18 protein-coding genes, 3 tRNA genes and 2 pseudogenes are annotated in these 15,488 nt (G+C 62.3%); 14 read left to right on the top strand and 9 right to left on the bottom strand.

Going from position 1 to position 15,488, the window contains the following annotated elements; genetic code table 11:
* The 4 genes and pseudogenes from DH10_RS12500 to DH10_RS12515 all read right to left on the bottom strand — a co-directional run.
* Positions 1-440, bottom strand: a pseudogene (locus DH10_RS12500) (ABC transporter ATP-binding protein); the annotation flags it as partial.
* On the bottom strand, positions 437-1,219 hold the full coding sequence (locus DH10_RS12505; protein WP_192248166.1) for an ABC transporter permease: 783 nt from the start codon (positions 1,217-1,219) through the stop codon (positions 437-439). The gene DH10_RS12505 and the pseudogene DH10_RS12500, both read right to left, overlap by 4 nt.
* A gap of 2 nt (positions 1,220-1,221) precedes the next feature.
* Positions 1,222-2,067, bottom strand: coding sequence for an ABC transporter permease (locus DH10_RS12510; protein ID WP_192248163.1), 846 nt, complete (start codon positions 2,065-2,067; stop codon positions 1,222-1,224).
* Positions 2,068-2,075: 8 nt separating this feature from the next.
* Positions 2,076-3,158: a polyamine ABC transporter substrate-binding protein gene (locus tag DH10_RS12515; protein ID WP_192248160.1), complete on the bottom strand. Its 1,083-nt coding sequence runs from the start codon at positions 3,156-3,158 to the stop codon at positions 2,076-2,078.
* Positions 3,159-3,250: 92 nt separating this feature from the next.
* Between DH10_RS12515 and DH10_RS12520 the strand changes: the two genes are divergently transcribed.
* Positions 3,251-3,865, top strand: a complete 615-nt coding sequence (locus DH10_RS12520) for a TetR/AcrR family transcriptional regulator (RefSeq protein ID WP_192248157.1) — start codon at positions 3,251-3,253, stop codon at positions 3,863-3,865.
* Positions 3,866-3,914: 49 nt separating this feature from the next.
* On the opposite strand, the gene DH10_RS12525 is transcribed toward DH10_RS12520, so the two are convergent.
* Positions 3,915-4,115, bottom strand: a complete 201-nt coding sequence (locus DH10_RS12525) for a DUF2905 domain-containing protein (RefSeq protein WP_192248154.1) — start codon at positions 4,113-4,115, stop codon at positions 3,915-3,917.
* Positions 4,116-4,258: 143 nt separating this feature from the next.
* Between DH10_RS12525 and DH10_RS12530 the strand changes: the two genes are divergently transcribed.
* The 5 genes from DH10_RS12530 to DH10_RS12550 all read left to right on the top strand — a co-directional run bounded on the left by DH10_RS12530 (position 4,259) and on the right by DH10_RS12550 (position 6,469).
* Positions 4,259-4,822 carry a DUF2569 family protein gene (locus tag DH10_RS12530; protein WP_192248151.1) on the top strand — a complete coding sequence of 188 codons (564 nt, stop codon included), beginning with the start codon at positions 4,259-4,261 and terminating at the stop codon, positions 4,820-4,822.
* A gap of 201 nt (positions 4,823-5,023) precedes the next feature.
* Positions 5,024-5,335 carry a DUF3303 domain-containing protein gene (locus tag DH10_RS12535; protein WP_192248148.1) on the top strand — a complete coding sequence of 104 codons (312 nt, stop codon included), beginning with the start codon at positions 5,024-5,026 and terminating at the stop codon, positions 5,333-5,335.
* 204 nt (positions 5,336-5,539) lie between these two features.
* A tRNA-Thr gene (locus tag DH10_RS12540) sits at positions 5,540-5,615 on the top strand.
* 76 nt (positions 5,616-5,691) lie between these two features.
* Complete coding sequence (locus DH10_RS12545; RefSeq protein WP_192248145.1) at positions 5,692-5,859, top strand: hypothetical protein; 168 nt, start codon at positions 5,692-5,694, stop codon at positions 5,857-5,859.
* Positions 5,860-6,151: 292 nt separating this feature from the next.
* Complete coding sequence (locus DH10_RS12550; protein WP_192248142.1) at positions 6,152-6,469, top strand: BA14K family protein; 318 nt, start codon at positions 6,152-6,154, stop codon at positions 6,467-6,469.
* Positions 6,470-6,628: 159 nt separating this feature from the next.
* Here the strand turns inward: DH10_RS12550 and DH10_RS12555 are convergent, their stop codons facing one another.
* Positions 6,629-6,997: a hypothetical protein gene (locus tag DH10_RS12555; protein ID WP_246506089.1), complete on the bottom strand. Its 369-nt coding sequence runs from the start codon at positions 6,995-6,997 to the stop codon at positions 6,629-6,631.
* A gap of 172 nt (positions 6,998-7,169) precedes the next feature.
* Here DH10_RS12555 and DH10_RS12560 point away from each other — a divergent pair, with 172 nt between their 5' ends.
* The gene (locus tag DH10_RS12560) at positions 7,170-7,526 is read left to right on the top strand and encodes a hypothetical protein (protein WP_192248136.1); all 357 of its coding nucleotides are present in this window, start codon (positions 7,170-7,172) and stop codon (positions 7,524-7,526) included.
* Positions 7,527-7,597: 71 nt separating this feature from the next.
* Here DH10_RS12560 and bhcR read toward each other — a convergent pair whose 3' ends face one another.
* Entirely contained in the window at positions 7,598-8,419 is an 822-nt protein-coding gene (gene bhcR, locus DH10_RS12565) for an HTH-type transcriptional regulator BhcR (protein ID WP_192248133.1), read from the bottom strand.
* A 203-nt stretch (positions 8,420-8,622) separates the two neighbouring features.
* On the opposite strand from bhcR, the gene gcl reads away from it, so the two are divergent.
* From gcl to DH10_RS12580, 3 genes are all read left to right on the top strand, one after another.
* Positions 8,623-10,404, top strand: coding sequence for a glyoxylate carboligase (gene gcl, locus DH10_RS12570; protein WP_192248130.1), 1,782 nt, complete (start codon positions 8,623-8,625; stop codon positions 10,402-10,404).
* A gap of 26 nt (positions 10,405-10,430) precedes the next feature.
* Positions 10,431-11,228, top strand: a complete 798-nt coding sequence (otnI, locus tag DH10_RS12575) for a 2-oxo-tetronate isomerase (RefSeq protein ID WP_192384772.1) — start codon at positions 10,431-10,433, stop codon at positions 11,226-11,228.
* 108 nt (positions 11,229-11,336) lie between these two features.
* The gene (locus DH10_RS12580; protein ID WP_192248123.1) at positions 11,337-12,224 is read left to right on the top strand and encodes a 2-hydroxy-3-oxopropionate reductase; all 888 of its coding nucleotides are present in this window, start codon (positions 11,337-11,339) and stop codon (positions 12,222-12,224) included.
* A 58-nt stretch (positions 12,225-12,282) separates the two neighbouring features.
* Here the strand turns inward: DH10_RS12580 and DH10_RS12585 are convergent, their stop codons facing one another.
* Positions 12,283-13,140: a TrmH family RNA methyltransferase gene (locus tag DH10_RS12585; RefSeq protein ID WP_192248120.1), complete on the bottom strand. Its 858-nt coding sequence runs from the start codon at positions 13,138-13,140 to the stop codon at positions 12,283-12,285.
* A gap of 199 nt (positions 13,141-13,339) precedes the next feature.
* Between DH10_RS12585 and DH10_RS12590 the strand changes: the two genes are divergently transcribed.
* From DH10_RS12590 to DH10_RS12600, 3 genes and pseudogenes are all read left to right on the top strand, one after another.
* Positions 13,340-13,424: transfer RNA gene (locus DH10_RS12590), tRNA-Tyr, on the top strand.
* 88 nt (positions 13,425-13,512) lie between these two features.
* Positions 13,513-13,586: transfer RNA gene (locus tag DH10_RS12595), tRNA-Gly, on the top strand.
* Between the two features lie 166 nt (positions 13,587-13,752).
* A pseudogene (locus DH10_RS12600) lies at positions 13,753-13,887 on the top strand (GlsB/YeaQ/YmgE family stress response membrane protein); the annotation flags it as partial.
* 121 nt (positions 13,888-14,008) lie between these two features.
* On the opposite strand, the gene DH10_RS12605 reads toward DH10_RS12600, so the two are convergent.
* The gene (locus DH10_RS12605) at positions 14,009-14,896 is read right to left on the bottom strand and encodes a DMT family transporter (protein ID WP_192248117.1); all 888 of its coding nucleotides are present in this window, start codon (positions 14,894-14,896) and stop codon (positions 14,009-14,011) included.
* A 287-nt stretch (positions 14,897-15,183) separates the two neighbouring features.
* Here DH10_RS12605 and DH10_RS12610 point away from each other — a divergent pair.
* The coding region (locus DH10_RS12610; protein ID WP_192384773.1) for a GTP-binding protein at positions 15,184-15,488 on the top strand (305 nt) is incomplete at its 3' end.

Below are 15,488 nucleotides of genomic sequence, written 5' to 3' on the forward strand. Positions count from 1 at the left end.
GAGCGCCACGCGCTGCCGCTGGCCGCCGGAGAGCTGGTGTGGCTTCTTGTCGAAGGCGGCCGCCAGCCCGACCAAGGCGAGCGCCTCGCGTGCTTTCGTGGCTCCGCCCCCGCGCCGTCGACGCCCTGCATGCGCAGCCCGAAGCCGACATTGCTACCGACACTCATGTGCGGGAACAGCGCATAGTCCTGGAACACCGTCGTCGTCGGTCGCTTCGCCGGCGGCACCGAGGTGCAATCCTCGCCGCGGATGAACACCTTGCCTTCGCTGGGCGTGACGAAGCCGCCGAGGATGGAGAGCAGCGTCGTCTTGCCGGAGCCGGACGGCCCAAGCAGGATCGTGTAGCTGCCGGGCTCGATCGCCAGCGAGACGTTCTTCAGCACCGGATGCTGGCCGAAGCGGTGCGAAACGTTGCGGATGTCGACCAACGGCGCGCTCATGCCGGCTTTCTCCGCAGCAGGGTCAGTTCGAAAAACACCACCAGCACGATGGAGACGGCGAAGACCAGCGAGCCGACGGCGTTGGTCTTTGGATTGAGGCCGGAGCGCAGGAGATTCCAGATCTCCACCGGGAGTGTCGTCTCGAAACGGGTAAGCAGGAAGGAGATGACGAACTCATCCCAGGAGAAGGTCATCGACAGGAAGAAACCGGCGAAGATCGCCGGCGCCATCACCGGCACGGTTATCATGAGCAGTACCTTCCACTCGGCGGCGCCGAGGTCACGCGCGGCACGCTCGATGTTGATCTGGTGGTCGCCCATCTGGCTGTAGATGATGGCGAAGCAGAGCGGCAGGTTGATCACCACATGACCAATGCCGGCGGCCAGCAGTGACTTCGGCATGCCCGCCCAGTTGAACAACACCAAGAGCCCCATGCCGATGACGAGGTAGCTGACGGTGAGCGGCAGCGTAATCAGCCCGCGCAGCAGCGCCGAGCCCGGCAGCACGAAGCGCGCGAACCCCCAGGCCGAGAGGAAGCCGAGCGTGACGGAAGCAAGCGAGGACAGCACTGCCACCAGTAGCGAATTGACCAAGGCCGAGGTGAGCCGAGCATCGGAGAGCACCGCCTGGTACCAGCGCGGCGACGGGCCGGTGAAGGGCGGGATCGGGAAGGAGGTCGCCTGCAGCGAAAACAGCACCAGCACGACCACCGGCAGGAAGATGAAGCCGTAGACGGCGATCGCGTAGAGCCAGGCGGCGATGCGGACGACAGCGCGCATCGTCAGGCCCGCTCGATCTTCAGCCAGCGCGCGCAGGCGAGATAGGCGATGGTGACAACGGCCATCAGGATGATCGACAGCGCCGAAGCCAGCGGGAAATCGCCGCGCCGGCCGATCTGCATCATGACGAGCTGTGGCATGACGAGCTCATTGTTGCCGCCGAGGATCTGCGGCGTGATGTAGTCGCCGATGCAAAGCACGAAGGTGAGGAAGGCGCCGACCATGATGCCGGGTAGGGTGAGCGGCAGCACGACATGCAGGAAAGTGCGCACCGGTCCGGCGCCGAGATCGGCGGCGGCCTTGCGGTAGCTCGGGCTGAGCTGCTTGAGATTGGCGAAGATCGTCAGCGTTAGCAGCATGACGAAGAAATGCACGAAGCCGGTGACGGTGGCTAGCCGAGTATTGGCGAGCTGCAGCGGTTCGGCGGTCAGGCCGATGCCGGTGAGCGCGCGGTTGATGACGCCGTTCTGCGCCAGCACCAGCAGCCAGGAATAGGAGCGCACGACATAGGACGTCCAGAACGGCAGCACGGCCAGCATTAGCGCCAGCCGCTGCCAGCGCTCCGGGACCATCTCGGCCAGGATCCAGGCGAACGGGTAGGCGAGCAGGATCGAGATCACGGTGACGATCGTCGTCACCTCCAGCGAATTCACCATCGCCCGCCAATAGGACGCATCGGTGAAGAACTGGCTGTAATTGGCTAAAGTGAAGCGGCCGCCTTCATGCGCCGTCAGACTCGACAGCCCCATGGCGATGAAGGGCAGCACGAAGAAGAGCAATGTCCATGCCAGCGCCGGCGTGACCAGCGCCCAGGGCAGGGCACGCGAGTTGCCTCCGGAAACGCTCATCGGCCGATTTACTGCGCCTGCAGCATTTCGGTCCACATGTCTTGCATCTTCTTGTCGAGATTGGCGTTCGGCGCCGGATAGGCCTGGGCGCGGGCGAGGAAGCCGGGCTGCTCGTCGAAGCGCAGGATCTTCTTCTGTTCGTCGGTCAGCGCCGCCTTGCTGTTGGCGGGCATGCCCCAGTAGCAGGACGAGGTGGCAAGCCGCGCCTGGCCTTCCGGGCTCATGATGTACTGGATGAATTTCAGTGCCATGTCCTTGTTCTTGGAATCCTTGAACATGGCGAGCGACTGCGACCAGAGCACAGCACCCTCTTTCGGGATCGAGAAGTCGAGCGCCGGGTTTTCCTTGGCAAGGCCGGCCGTCACCCATTCGCCGCCGCCGACCAGTATGTCGACCTCGCCAGTGGCCAAAGCGGTCTGGCTGGCGGTGACTTCGCCGACCAGCTTGGCGTTCGCCTTCATCTTGAGGAGTTCCGCCTTGAGGGCGGGAAGGTCGGCCTCGGTGAGATCGGCGGTCTTCTTCCCGATGGCCAAGGCGGCCATGCCGATCACCGGCAGGTAGTAATCGTAGATCGCGATCTTGCCCTTGTATTTGTCGCCGGTGAGCGAGGCCAGCGACTCCATGTCGGCCGGATCGACCTTGGTCTTGTTGAAGCCGATCGTGTTGTAGCCGAATTTTTCGGTGATGCCGTAGCGCTTGCCGTCGACGATGGTGGACTTGTCCATCTTCACCTCCGGGAAGAGGTCGGCGAAGGGCAGCTTTTCCTCGGGCAGCGGTTCGAATAGGCCTTTCTCGACACCGCGCGGCACATCGATGGAATCGATCACCATCACGTCCCAGTCGCCCGGCTGCGATTGGGCGACGATGGCGAGACCGGCGCCGGTGCCCTCGAATTCCTTGACGTTGACCTTGACGTTGTTGGCTTCCTCGAAGGGCTGCAGCAGCGCCGGGTCGGAGTGGTCGCACCAGATCAGCGCGTTGAGATCGGCAGCTTGAGCGCCGCCCGCTGCTATGAGCAGCGCCGTGGCCGCGCAGGCGGCTCCGAGACGTGACTTCAGGGTGGAAAGCGGATTCCGGGCATTGATGGTCATCGAGTGTTCTCCCTGCCTTGCTGGCTTGTTGGAGAAAAGTTGAACCAATTCTAAAATTGAGTCAATTATGATTTTGTGGCAGGGAGACCGATATGAGCGGATTGCGCGAACGGCAGAAGGCGGACCGGCACCGACGCATCATCGATGCGGCGACCGAGCTTTTCCGCGAGGCCGGCTATGAAGGCGCCAAGATGGAAGCCATCGCCGCGCAGGCCGAGGTTTCGATCGGCACCATCTACAATTACTACCAGAACAAGGGCGACATCCTCGGCGCCATCGTGTCGATGGAGGTCAACGAGGTGCTGAATGCCGGGCGAGGGGTGGTCGGCAGCCCGCCCGCCAATGTCGGCGACGCGCTGGACACGCTGATCGGCATCTATATCGAGCACTCGCTGAATTATCTGAGCAAGGAGATGTGGCGACAGGCGATGGCGATCTCGACGCAACTGCCCGACAGCCCCTTCGGCCAGGCCTATACCGCGCTCGACCGGGCGCTCACCGAACAGATCCGCGCGCTGATCCAGCGCCTGCAGGAGATCGGCCTGGTGCGCGCCGACATAGACGGGCCGGCGGTGGGCGAGCTCATCTTCAACAACATGAACATGATGTTCATCGAATTCGTGAAGCGCGACGAGGCAAAGATACCGGAGTTGCGCGCGGCGATAAGAAGGCAGAACCGGATTCTGGTGTGGGCGATCGGGCTATGAGACGATCGAGGGCGAGGGGAAGAACGGCTCACTGCTGCCGCAGCATCCCTTAGCGGTTGATCAGCCACAGGATCCCTGAGAGCACGACACTGATCAATATTCCGGTGGTGATCGGAACGTAGAGCCTGAAGTTCTCATGCTCGATCACGATGTCGCCTGGCAGCCTGCCAAGGCCGACCCGGGTCACCCAGGGCCACAGCAGGCCTAAGGCAACTATGCAGAGACCAATGACGATCAGTGTTCGCGACATGGCAGCATCCTGCCGGAAATAGCCTCCTGCCAGAGATATAGTGACAAAGGGGCTTGCAGGCAGGGCCTTCCCTCTCGATGTATCCCCTTGAGTTGAGGTTGAAAATCTGATACAACCTAAAAGGGTACAATGGGAGGGGTTGGATGCAGATTTCCATTTGGCATTGGGCAATCGTGCTGTTGCTGATCGGCGTGCCTGTTTTCTTTGCCGTTCGGTCGGCCGCAAAGCCGTCACAGAATCCAGCGGGTCTCGTGGGGTTTGAAGGCTGGTTGTTGCTGCTGGCGATTGGTCAGTGCTTGGCACCTTTCCGCACGCTGGCTGAGCTGTTCTCCTCGAGCGAGGGTTACCAGCAGCTTATGCTGCTGCCCAATGGTCCTTTGGCCGTCTGTGGCGAGATCGTGCTATTATTGGCGTTTGCGGTGCTTCAGGTGGTTGTGCTCTTCGCAATGCTGCGGCGCAGCCCTCGTTTCAAGCGTCTGTTCCTTTATCAGTGGATTGCGATCCCGGTCGTCGTCGCACTCGATGCGGTTTGGACCTCTACGATTCTAAGCGCGCCAATCAGCCAGGTTCTCGCGGGAGAAGCGCTGGTCGCACTTATCGCAGGATTTGTTCTGACCGGGATCTGGGTAGCTTATGTCTACAAGTCCGTGAGGGTTAGGAATACCTTCGGCGGAGCGGCAACCAGCGAGGTTGTAACGGCCTCGTAGTGGGCTGTTCTGGCTGTTTGTAAGTAAGCTTGTGCGATCCCGCGGCGCTGAAATCGGATCGTCCTCAAATGTCGGACAGATTCACCACCTTCGTGGCGTGATGCCTACCTCTATTGGAGCAGACAAGGAGACGATCGATAGTTCGCCTCGGGGGCTACAATTGCCGCTTGGGTTTCGCGGTCACCCGAGACGGAGGAGATTATGAAATACCTGGTAAATTGGAACGAGCGGCCACAGGGATCGGCGATTGAATACGAGAACGTCCAAAAGCGCATCCTGAAAATCTTCCAGCACTGGGAAATACCCAGCGAAGTCAAGGTGCATGCCTTCGTGGCGCGAGTGGGCGAATGGGGAGGAAGCATGCTGCTCGAGGCAGATGACCCGTTGATAATCCACAAAATGTGTTCGACCTTCCCAGCGTTCCAATTCGACGTCCATCAGGTCATCGACGTTCCGGACGCGGTCCGCGTCGAGATGGAGGCTATCAAATGGCGGGATGAACTTCCTTCGTGAGCGGCAGCAGACGATGCCGCGCATTCGAGGCGTCGCGCAATCTACGGCCGAACGGTTTGTCGCGCGGGACGTCAGCGTCAAAACGAGCGATCAGGATGACGCCCCGCGGTTCGCAACTCTGCCGGCCAAGCCGCGTGGTCCATTAGCAACCTAAAACAGAGTTTTGTCTTTACTGGCGCATCAGATGTGCTACCGGAGCGCCGTGCCCTTGTAGCTCAGCTGGTAGAGCAGCGGTTTTGTAAACCGAAGGTCGCGGGTTCGATCCCTGCCGGGGGCACCACTCCTGTACATGCTGAAAAACGGCGCGCCGCTTCTTACATCTTTGTCAGGTGCAATCGCATCGAACGGGGTGCCGCATGATCAGATTCGTCATCATCCTGCCGCTCATCGTCGTGACCTGGCTTCTCCTGGTGAAGGCCGTCAGCGATTTGAAGAAAGCCAACATCGACTGGACCGGCGTTGCCACTTTCGTCGGCTTCATCGCGCTTGCGTTCTGGCTGAGGCACATCACGGGGATGGGGTGAAAGAACGAGTGGTGAGTAGTGAGTAGGCAGTAGGCAGTAGTGAATAGGGCGGCTCGGCCGGCGCTAATGCTGACTATTCACTACTGACTACTCACCAATCCCTACCCACTAAAAACCTCGTCCTTCCGCGCCTTCATTGCTACGTCGGCAGAAGGGGTGGCCTCGAAAGACTCGAGCCGTTTCCGGCCCCTCGAAAAAATCTGAAAAAGCCGTCGAACCTTTTTCTTGCGCCCAACGACAGAAGATCAAGAGGCGGATGGATCGCCTCGGTCACGAAACCAAGGAGATCATCATGTTTAAGCGCACGCTCGTTTCGGCCCTCATCGCCACCACCGTTGCCGCCGGCTCGCTGGTCGGCACCGTCCAGCCCTCGGCCGCCCATGACCATCATCACCGCCGTGAGCTCGGCATCGGCATCGCCGCCGGCGTCGGCGGGTTTGTCCTGGGCAGCCTGCTTGCCCAACAGCAGCCGCGCACCGTCTATGTCGAGGAAGACGGTTACGACGGTTCCTGGCATGTCCGCCGCTGCTACGCCCGTTACGCCAGCTACGATGCCGGCTCGAACACCTACATCGACCACGACGGCTATCCGCACTACTGCCGCCTCTAAAGGCGACCGTCTCAGCAACCGGAAGAGGGGCCTCGCGGCCCCTTTTCGTTTAACGTTAATGCATGTCTCCCGAAAGGGGGAACCGGTTTCGGGATAAAGACATGCGTAAAATCAAAAACTTAAAGCGCATGGAGCGAATCTGAAAGATCGCGACGCGCTTTAGGGGGTCTCGATAGGCAATCCGGCGCTGCGGCAGGCGCCGACAACGACAAGCCCGGCATTCGACGCTTCATCGCCCAGCGCGACGAGTTCGAAGCTATTGCCGGCATCCGGGTAGATCCTGGCAATGAAAGGTTCGCCGTCGCCGGAGCCGCCTGACGGGCGCCTGGCGTCGACATGGCCGCACGCCACGATCTCCCGGCGGCCGTTCAGCGTCCGCACACCGGCTAGCATCGTGCCGAACTTGGCGGAGACAGGATCCTTCAAGTGCTGGCGGACGCCGGCGGTGATGATCTCCTCGAGGGCGAGCGAGATCGGTATGGGATCGACGCGCTGGCTGCCGGCATCCGGTCGGGGTGCCGCCGCCATGCATCCGCAAAGTGAAGCGGCGAGCAAGAGTAGAACCGTTTTCCGCATCCATGCCCTTTCGCATGCATGCGAATGCCGCGGCAAGACGGTCGGGCCCCATGCAGCCGGCGGTGTACAGCGATTTTGCGAACGTTTAGTCTGGTTCCTCGACGGCCAATTGGGGGAGGGAGCCTTGGACAATCAGGAGCCGAAGGAAGACCGGATCGAGCCGGTTTTTCGCAATGGCACGGTCACCGCCGTCGGCATCCTGCTGGCGTTTTCGCTGGGCTTCATCACCCATTGGGCCGCCAACCCGATCCCGTGGCAAACCTATCATCTGCTCGCCGTGGTGCCGATCCTCGTCGGCATTGCTTTGCAGATGCGGGCGCTGGCCATGCTGCTCGACACGAAGTCGCTGCAGCCGTCGATCTATGCGCGCGCCAACCGTATCTTCATCACCGGGCTCGTCTTCACAGCCAGCGGCGTCGGGCTGGCGATCCTGCTCGATTTTTTCGACATAGCGGCCAAGAGCGCGCTGCCCGGCGCATGATCCCGAAATCGCTTTTTGCTTCGCTGACCTCCGGTTCGGAAAGGATCATGCGCAATTAAGAACTTTCGCAGTCAGTAGGCTTTCACACCGCCGATCATCTTGGTCACCTCGGCCGCGGCCTCGCGCACCAGTGGGCCGATCTCCGCCAGACGCTCGGGCGTGACCCGCACTGTCGGACCGGAGACCGAAACGCCGCCGATCGGCTCGCCGAACTCGTCGAAGATGGCGGCAGCCACGCAGCGCATGCCGGGATGGCGTTCCTCGTCGTCGACCGACCAGCCGCGATGCTTGATGGTCGCGAGATCATGGGCCAGGGCCGAAATGTCGGACAGCGTCTTGTCGGTGTAGCGCTGCAGGCCGGCCTTGCGCAGGATGGCGGCGACGCGTTCCGGCTCGAGATGCGCCAGCACCGCCTTGCCGATGCCCGACGCGTGGAAAGAACTGCGCGTGCCCGGCCGGAAGAAGGCGCGGATCGCCTGATGCGTCTCGACCTGGCTGACGAAAACGACGCAATCGTCTTCGGCGACGCCGAGATTGGCTGTCTCGCCGGTCTTTTCCATCAGTTCCTGCATGACGATGCGGGCACGGTCGACCAGCTTGCGGCGGCGCAGGAAAGCCGCGCCCATGCGGTAGGTCTCGACGCCGATCGACCAAAGCTGGTCGGAACTGTCGAACTCGACCATGCCGTGGTTCTCCAGCGTCGTCAGCATGCGATAGGCGGTGGAGGCGGCGATGCCGCTGCGCGCCGCGATCTCGCTCAACGACAGGCCGCTCGCCTCGGCGACGATCGCCAGGATCCGCAGCGCCCGGTCGAGCGACTGCACAGAGGTCGCCTCGGACGGGCCGTTGAAGGCGCGTGGCCGCCCGCGCTGGCGTTTTTCCGTGTTTTCCATGCGCGCATTCTGGCCGATTTCTGGCCAAGCGCAATGAAAAAGTTTTTCACTATTCCCGCGGAGCGATTTTCTGGAAAACAAAAAGTTCAGCGGAATCAGTGTATAAGAGCCGTTTTCTAGAAATGAAAAAATCTTCTGAAAAAATTGAAAAATCGGAAGCGCGCTGGCATTCTCAAAGCCAACCAACGAAGTGGAGGCTGGACATGGCCAGGATGCGCGCTGTCGACGCTGCGGTTCTCGTTCTCGAAAAGGAAGGCATCACCAATGCCTTCGGTGTGCCGGGCGCGGCGATCAACCCGCTCTATTCGGCCCTGAAGGCAAGGGGCACCATCCGCCACGTTCTCGCCCGGCATGTCGAAGGCGCCTCGCATATGGCCGAAGGCTATACGCGGGCCAAGGCGGGCAATATCGGCCTCTGCATCGGCACGTCGGGGCCTGCCGGCACCGACATGATCACGGGCCTCTATTCGGCATCGGCCGACTCCATTCCGATTCTCTGCATCACCGGGCAGGCGCCGCGCGCCCGCCTGAATAAGGAGGATTTCCAGGCCGTCGACATCGCCGCGATCGCAGCACCCGTCGCCAAATGGGCGGTCACAGTCATGGAGCCTTACCTGGTGCCGATGGCGTTGCAGAAGGCCTTCCACCTGATGCGCTCCTCACGGCCCGGCCCGGTTCTGATCGACCTGCCGCTCGACGTGCAGCTTGCCGAGATCGAGTTCGACATCGACGCCTATGAGCCGCTGTCCGTCTTCAAGCCGGCGATGACGCGCGCCCAGGCCGAGAAGGCGCTGGCGATGCTCAACGAGGCGGAAAAGCCGCTGATCGTCGCCGGCGGCGGCATCATCAACGCCGACGCTTCCGATTTGCTGATCGAATTCGCTGAAGTCACCGGCGTGCCGGTCATCCCGACCCTGATGGGCTGGGGCGCAATCCCCGACGACCACCGGCTGATGGCCGGCATGTGCGGCCTGCAGACCTCGCACCGCTACGGCAATGCGACGATGCTTGAAGCCGACTTCGTCTTCGGCATCGGCAACCGCTGGGCCAACCGCCACACCGGCTCCGTCGACGTCTACACCAAGGGAAAAAAGTTCATCCACGTCGACATCGAGCCCACCCAGATCGGCCGCGTCTTCGCGCCGGATCTCGGCATCGTCTCCGATGCGGGCGCGGCGCTGAAGATTTTGCTCGACGTCGCTACCGAGTGGCGGACGGCCGGCAAGCTGCGCGACTGGTCGGGCTGGGCCAAGGAATGCCAGCAACGCAAGAAGACCATGAAGCGCAAGACGCATTTCGAACAGGTGCCGCTGAAGCCGCAGCGCGTCTATGAGGAGATGAACAAAGCCTTTGCTCGCGATACCACCTATGTCACCACGATCGGCCTGTCGCAGATCGCCGGCGCGCAGTTCCTGCATGTCTACAAGCCGCGCAACTGGATCAATTGCGGCCAGGCCGGGCCTCTCGGCTGGACGCTGCCGGCGGCACTCGGCGTGCGCGCCGCCGATCCCGATCGCGCAATCGTGGCGCTCTCCGGCGACTACGACTTCCAGTTCATGGTCGAGGAACTCGCGGTCGGCGCGCAGCACAAGCTGCCCTACATCCACGTCGTCGTGAACAACGCCTATCTCGGCCTGATCCGCCAGGCGCAGCGCGGCTTCTCGATGGATTACGAGGTGAGCCTTGCCTTCGAGAACATCAACCGCGCCGACGATCCGGAGGCCGGCTACGGCGTCGACCATGTCGCGGTCGCCGAAGCGATGGGCTGCAAGGCGGTCCGCGTGCGCAAGCCGGGAGAGTTCGCCGGCGCCTTCAAGGAAGCGCAGCGGCTGATGAAGGAGCACCAGGTTCCGGTCGTTCTCGAATTCATCCTCGAGCGCGTTACCAACATTTCCATGGGTAGCGAAATCGACAAGATCACCGAATTCGAGGAGCTTGCCGAACGCAATGAGGATGCGCCGACGGCCATCATGATGTTGGATTAGGTCCGGCGGAAAGAAGGAGAAAAAGAATGCCGCGTTTTTCAGCCAATCTCTCGATGCTCTTCGGCGAGCATGAGTTCCTCGACCGCTTCGATGCCGCCGCGCGCGCCGGCTTCAAGGGCGTCGAATATATCGGCCCCTACGACCATGCGCCCGACGTCGTCGCCGCCCGGCTGAAGAAGAACGGCCTGACCCAGGTTCTCTTCAACCTGCCCGTAGGCGACTGGGCAAAGGGCGAGCGCGGCATTGCCGGGCTGCCCGACCGGGTACCGGAATTCCGTCAGGGTGTTGCCAAGGCGATCTCGTATGCGCACGCGCTGGGCTGCGAACAGGTCAACTGCCTTGCCGGCATTGCGCCGCAGGGGACCGACCGTACCGTGCTGGAGAACGTCTTTGCCGAGAACCTCGCCTTCGCGGCCGAGAAGCTGGAGCAGGCGGGCATCAAATTGCTGATCGAGCCGATCAACACCCGCGACATTCCCGGCTTCTTCCTGAACCATACCGACCAGGCGCTGGCGCTGATCGACCGCATCGGCTCGAAGAACGTGTTCCTGCAATACGACATCTATCACATGCAGATCATGGAGGGGGATCTCGCCCGTACCATCGAGACAAACCTCGGCCGCATCGCGCATATCCAGCTTGCGGACAATCCCGGCCGCCACGAGCCGGGGACGGGCGAGATCAACTACCCCTTCCTCTACGACCACATCGACCGCCTCGGCTATTCCGGCTGGATCGGCGCCGAATACAAGCCGAAGGCCGGCACCGAGGCAGGGCTAGGTTGGTTCCGCGCGTTTGCGGGGCAGGGTAGCGCGGCGGCTTAAGAGCCGGCGACGAAGCTGCCAATCTCCCCACCTGTGGGGGAGATGGCCGGCAGGCCAGAGGGGGGCGCGAAGGAACGCGGCCTCAACAAATTTTGACGGAGAACAACAATGGAAACCATCGGTTTCATCGGACTGGGCATCATGGGCGCGCCGATGGCGGAGCATCTGCTCGACGCCGGCTATCCGGTCGTCGCCAGCGACCATCGCTCGAAGCCGCCGGCCGATCTCGTCGCCAAAGGGCTGAAGACCGTCACCGGTCATGACGCGGTGGCCAAGGCCGCCGACATCATCATCACCATGGTGCCGGACACTCCCCAAGTGGCCGACGTGCTGTTCGGCGAGAACGGCGTCGGCTCGGGCCTGTCCAAGGGCAAGCTCGTCATCGACATGAGCTCGATCTCGCCGATCGCCACCAAGGAATTTGCCAGGAAGATCAACGATCTCGGCTGCGACTATCTCGACGCGCCGGTGTCGGGCGGCGAGGTCGGCGCCAAGGCGGCCTCGCTCACCATCATGGTCGGTGGCGAGGAGAAGGCCTTCGAACGCGCCAAGCCCGTGTTCGAGAAGATGGGCAAGAACATCACGCTGGTCGGGCCGAACGGCGTCGGCCAGACCACCAAGGTCGCCAACCAGATCGTAGTCGCGTTGATCATCGAGGCGGTCGGCGAAGCCCTTGTCTTCGCCTCGAAGGCGGGCGCCGATCCCGCAAAGGTCAGGCAGGCGCTGATGGGCGGCCTCGCCGCCTCGCGCATCCTCGAAGTGCATGGCGAGCGTATGATCAAGCGCACCTTCGCGCCGGGCTTCCGCATCGAATTGCACCAGAAGGACCTCAACCTGGCGCTCGAGGGCGCCAAGACGCTTGGCGTTGCGCTGCCCAACACCTCGACGACGCAGCAATTGTTCAACTCCTGCGCGGCCAATGGCGGCGCCAAGGAAGACCATTCAGCGCTGGTCAGGGCACTGGAGCGGATGGCGGGACATAATTTAGGGGAGTAGGGGAGTATGGGACGATCAGCGTCTGCTCCTTTCCCCTACTGCCCTACTGCCTTATTGCCTACTCCCCCAAAAACTTCCTCGCCGCATAAAGGCTGACCGCCGCCGCGTTCGACACATTGAGCGATCGGATGGCGCCGGGCATGTCGAGCCGGGCAAGTGCAGTCACCGTCTCGCGCGTCTTCTGGCGCAACCCTTTGCCCTCGGCCCCAAGCACCAGCGCAATCTTGTCGCCAGCAAAGCTCTTTTCCAGCTCGGCCGGCCCGTCTGAATCGAGCCCGATGGTCTGAAAGCCGGCCTCATGCAGCTGTCCCAGCGCATCGGCGAGATTCTTCACTTCGATCTGGTCGATATGCTCCAGCGCGCCCGATGCCGATTTCGCCAGCACGCCCGATTCCTGCGGGCTCTGGCGCGCCGTGGTGATCAGCGCGCCGGCGCCGAAGGCGACCGCCGAGCGCAGGATCGCGCCGACATTGTGCGGGTCGGTGACCTGGTCGAGCACCAGCACCAGCTTCGTGTCGCCGAGCGCGTCGAGGCGCTTGGCCTTGAGCGGTTCAGCCTCGATCAGCACGCCTTGGTGCACGGCGTCCGACCCGGTGATCCTGTCGATGTCCTTAGGCTCGACCAGCTCGGCCTTGAAGGGCAGGGCGGCAAGATCGCCGATTGCCAGCCTCTCCGCGGCGTTTCGCGTCACCAGCATCCTTCCGATCTTGCGCCGGGGATTGTCGAGCGCCGCACGCACCGTGTGCAGGCCATAAAGCCGCACCAGGCCGTCGGCCGCAGCCTCGCCCGGCGGCACCGGCTGGCGCGGCCGGAACGCCGGTGCGCCGCCGGCTTTCTGGTCGCGATGCGCGCGCCTCAGCTTGGCGTAGTGGGTATCCTTAGGGGTGCCCGGCTTGTTGCTTTTGTTGTCGCTCATGCGGCTTCTATAGCTGTCCCGTCCGGCTAAGGATACCGGCTGCGAAAATGAATGCCGAACATCGTCGAAAAACCCTGGCCGCGCCGGTTGACACCCACCGGCCTTGCCGCCATAAGGCGCATCGCTGATTTCGGAGAAGATGCTTACTCGGGCTCCGGATCGGCGCGAATGCCTCGTTGCATGGCTCCGGCGGCAGACTGGAGAGGTGCCCGAGTGGTTAAAGGGGACGGACTGTAAATCCGTTGGCTTAGCCTACGTTGGTTCGAATCCAACCCTCTCCACCACTGCCGGTCCGGAAGCCCTGAAACGAAAAAGTCTCGGACCGAAAGTGCATGGCGCTTTTCGGGTGAATCCGGTACTTCAGTGTAAGGCGCGGGTATAGCTCAGTGGTAGAGCAGCAGCCTTCCAAGCTGAATATGCGGGTTCGATTCCCGCTACCCGCTCCAGATTTCCATCCGCATCGCCGTTCGCACGAAAACGCCGCGCGCCGCGGCGCGCAGCGCATTCCGTTCAATCCTGCCGCCTAGCTGTTGAAGGCCGAGGCGACCTGGTGGTTCTGCGGCATCTGGCCGTTCGGCGTCAGCTTGTCGACGATGCCGGGCAGCGCCGTGGGCCATCGTCGGCGGGGTGATCTTCAGCGCTTTCGGCGCATCGGGCGTCACCGGCCTCAACATCTGGAGCCTGATCGTCGCCGTCATCGGCTCGGTCGTCGTGCTCTGGGCCTACCACCAGATCAGCGGCAAGCGCTGTAGAAGGAAAGACGAAACCCGCAGCCAGTCTGGTTGCGGTCGATCGTCAAATTTGGGCGGTCGCGGCGTGCGATCGCGATGGCGGCATATTGGCATTGGATCGGCGCGATCGGACAGCCTCAGGCGACGACCGCCAGACGCCGACGCCTTTCATCGAGCGAGACGATGGCGAGGCCGCTGCCGATGACCAGCAGGATGCCGCAGACGGCGAGCGCGTTCGGGAACTGGCCGAACACCAGCAGGCCGGAAATCACCGCCCAGACGGTGAAGCAGTAGAAGAAAGGCGCCACCGCGCTGGTCGGTCCGACACGATAGGCCATGAAGATGAAGAAGTGGCCGAAGATCAGGAACAACCCAGCGCCTGCGATCAACAGCAGATGATGGCCCTCGGGCATCACCCATTGCTCGGACACGAGATGTGCAGCGCCTGACCCGGCCAGCACCACCAGGACCGCGGAGATGGCGACGATCATGCCGGGCACCTCGGCGCCGACCTTGCGTCCGGCGAGGTCGCGCACGGCGGCAAAGGCCGCATTGCCGAGCGCCAGCAGGGCGTAGACTGATATGCCTTGCATTGTCGGCTGCGCGACCATGACGGCGCCGACAAAGCCAAGGCCGATCAGCGCCATGCGAAGGGCGCCGATCTTCTCGCCGAACAGGATCGAGGATCCGACCAGCACGATAAGCGGCGTGATCTGCCCGAGCGCCGTCGAATCGGCGATCTGCATGTTGGCCAAAGCCACGACGTAGCAAAGGATCGCAGCCAGCTCGCAGAGGTTCCGGCGCAGCACCCTGCGTTCGAAAAGCAGCGGGATCTGCCTGCCATAGCCCAGCATGAAAAGCAGCGGCATGCCCCAGAGCGTGGCGGCCGCGCCGCGCAGCAGCAGCACCTCATAAGGCGGCAGCCCTGCGGTCGCGAGCTTCATCATCGTGTCGTTGACGAGGTAGGATCCCGTCGAGACGATCATGAACAGCGGACCGCGGATATTTGCCGGAATGAACTGCATCTGCCGAAGAAATCAGAGGCGTGCCGCGGCGGCAATGGGCCAGTTCCGGCCGATCGGGCGTCTATGCGCGCGAAGCTGTCGATGAGGTGGCCGAAGCGCGTCAGGCCGCGACTATTTGATTTCGCCTGTCGCGGTCCTATATCCGCGCTATATCCCTGAAATCGGATCGTTGGTTCGGGTCGAGCAAAGAACGCTCAGCCACAAGGCACTTGTGTTTTTCGGCCGTTGTCGCTAATCGCCCCGCATTCGACTGAACTGAAGGTCAAGGCCGCCCAAGGAAAGAGACTATGGCAAAAGGTAAATTCGAGCGCACCAAGCCGCATGTGAACATTGGCACGATCGGGCACGTCGATCATGGCAAGACGTCGCTGACGGCGGCGATCACGAAGTATTTTGGCGAATACAAGCGCTATGACCAGATCGACGCGGCGCCTGAAGAGAAGGCGCGCGGCATCACGATCTCGACGGCGCATGTCGAGTATGAGACGGCCAACCGTCACTATGCCCATGTCGACTGCCCCGGCCACGCCGACTATGTGAAGAACATGATCACCGGTGCCGCCCAGATGGACGGCGCGATCCTGGTGGTTTC

The sequence above is a fragment of the Mesorhizobium silamurunense genome, from assembly GCF_014843825.1.
GTDB classification, from domain to species: Bacteria; Pseudomonadota; Alphaproteobacteria; order Rhizobiales; family Rhizobiaceae; genus Mesorhizobium; species Mesorhizobium silamurunense.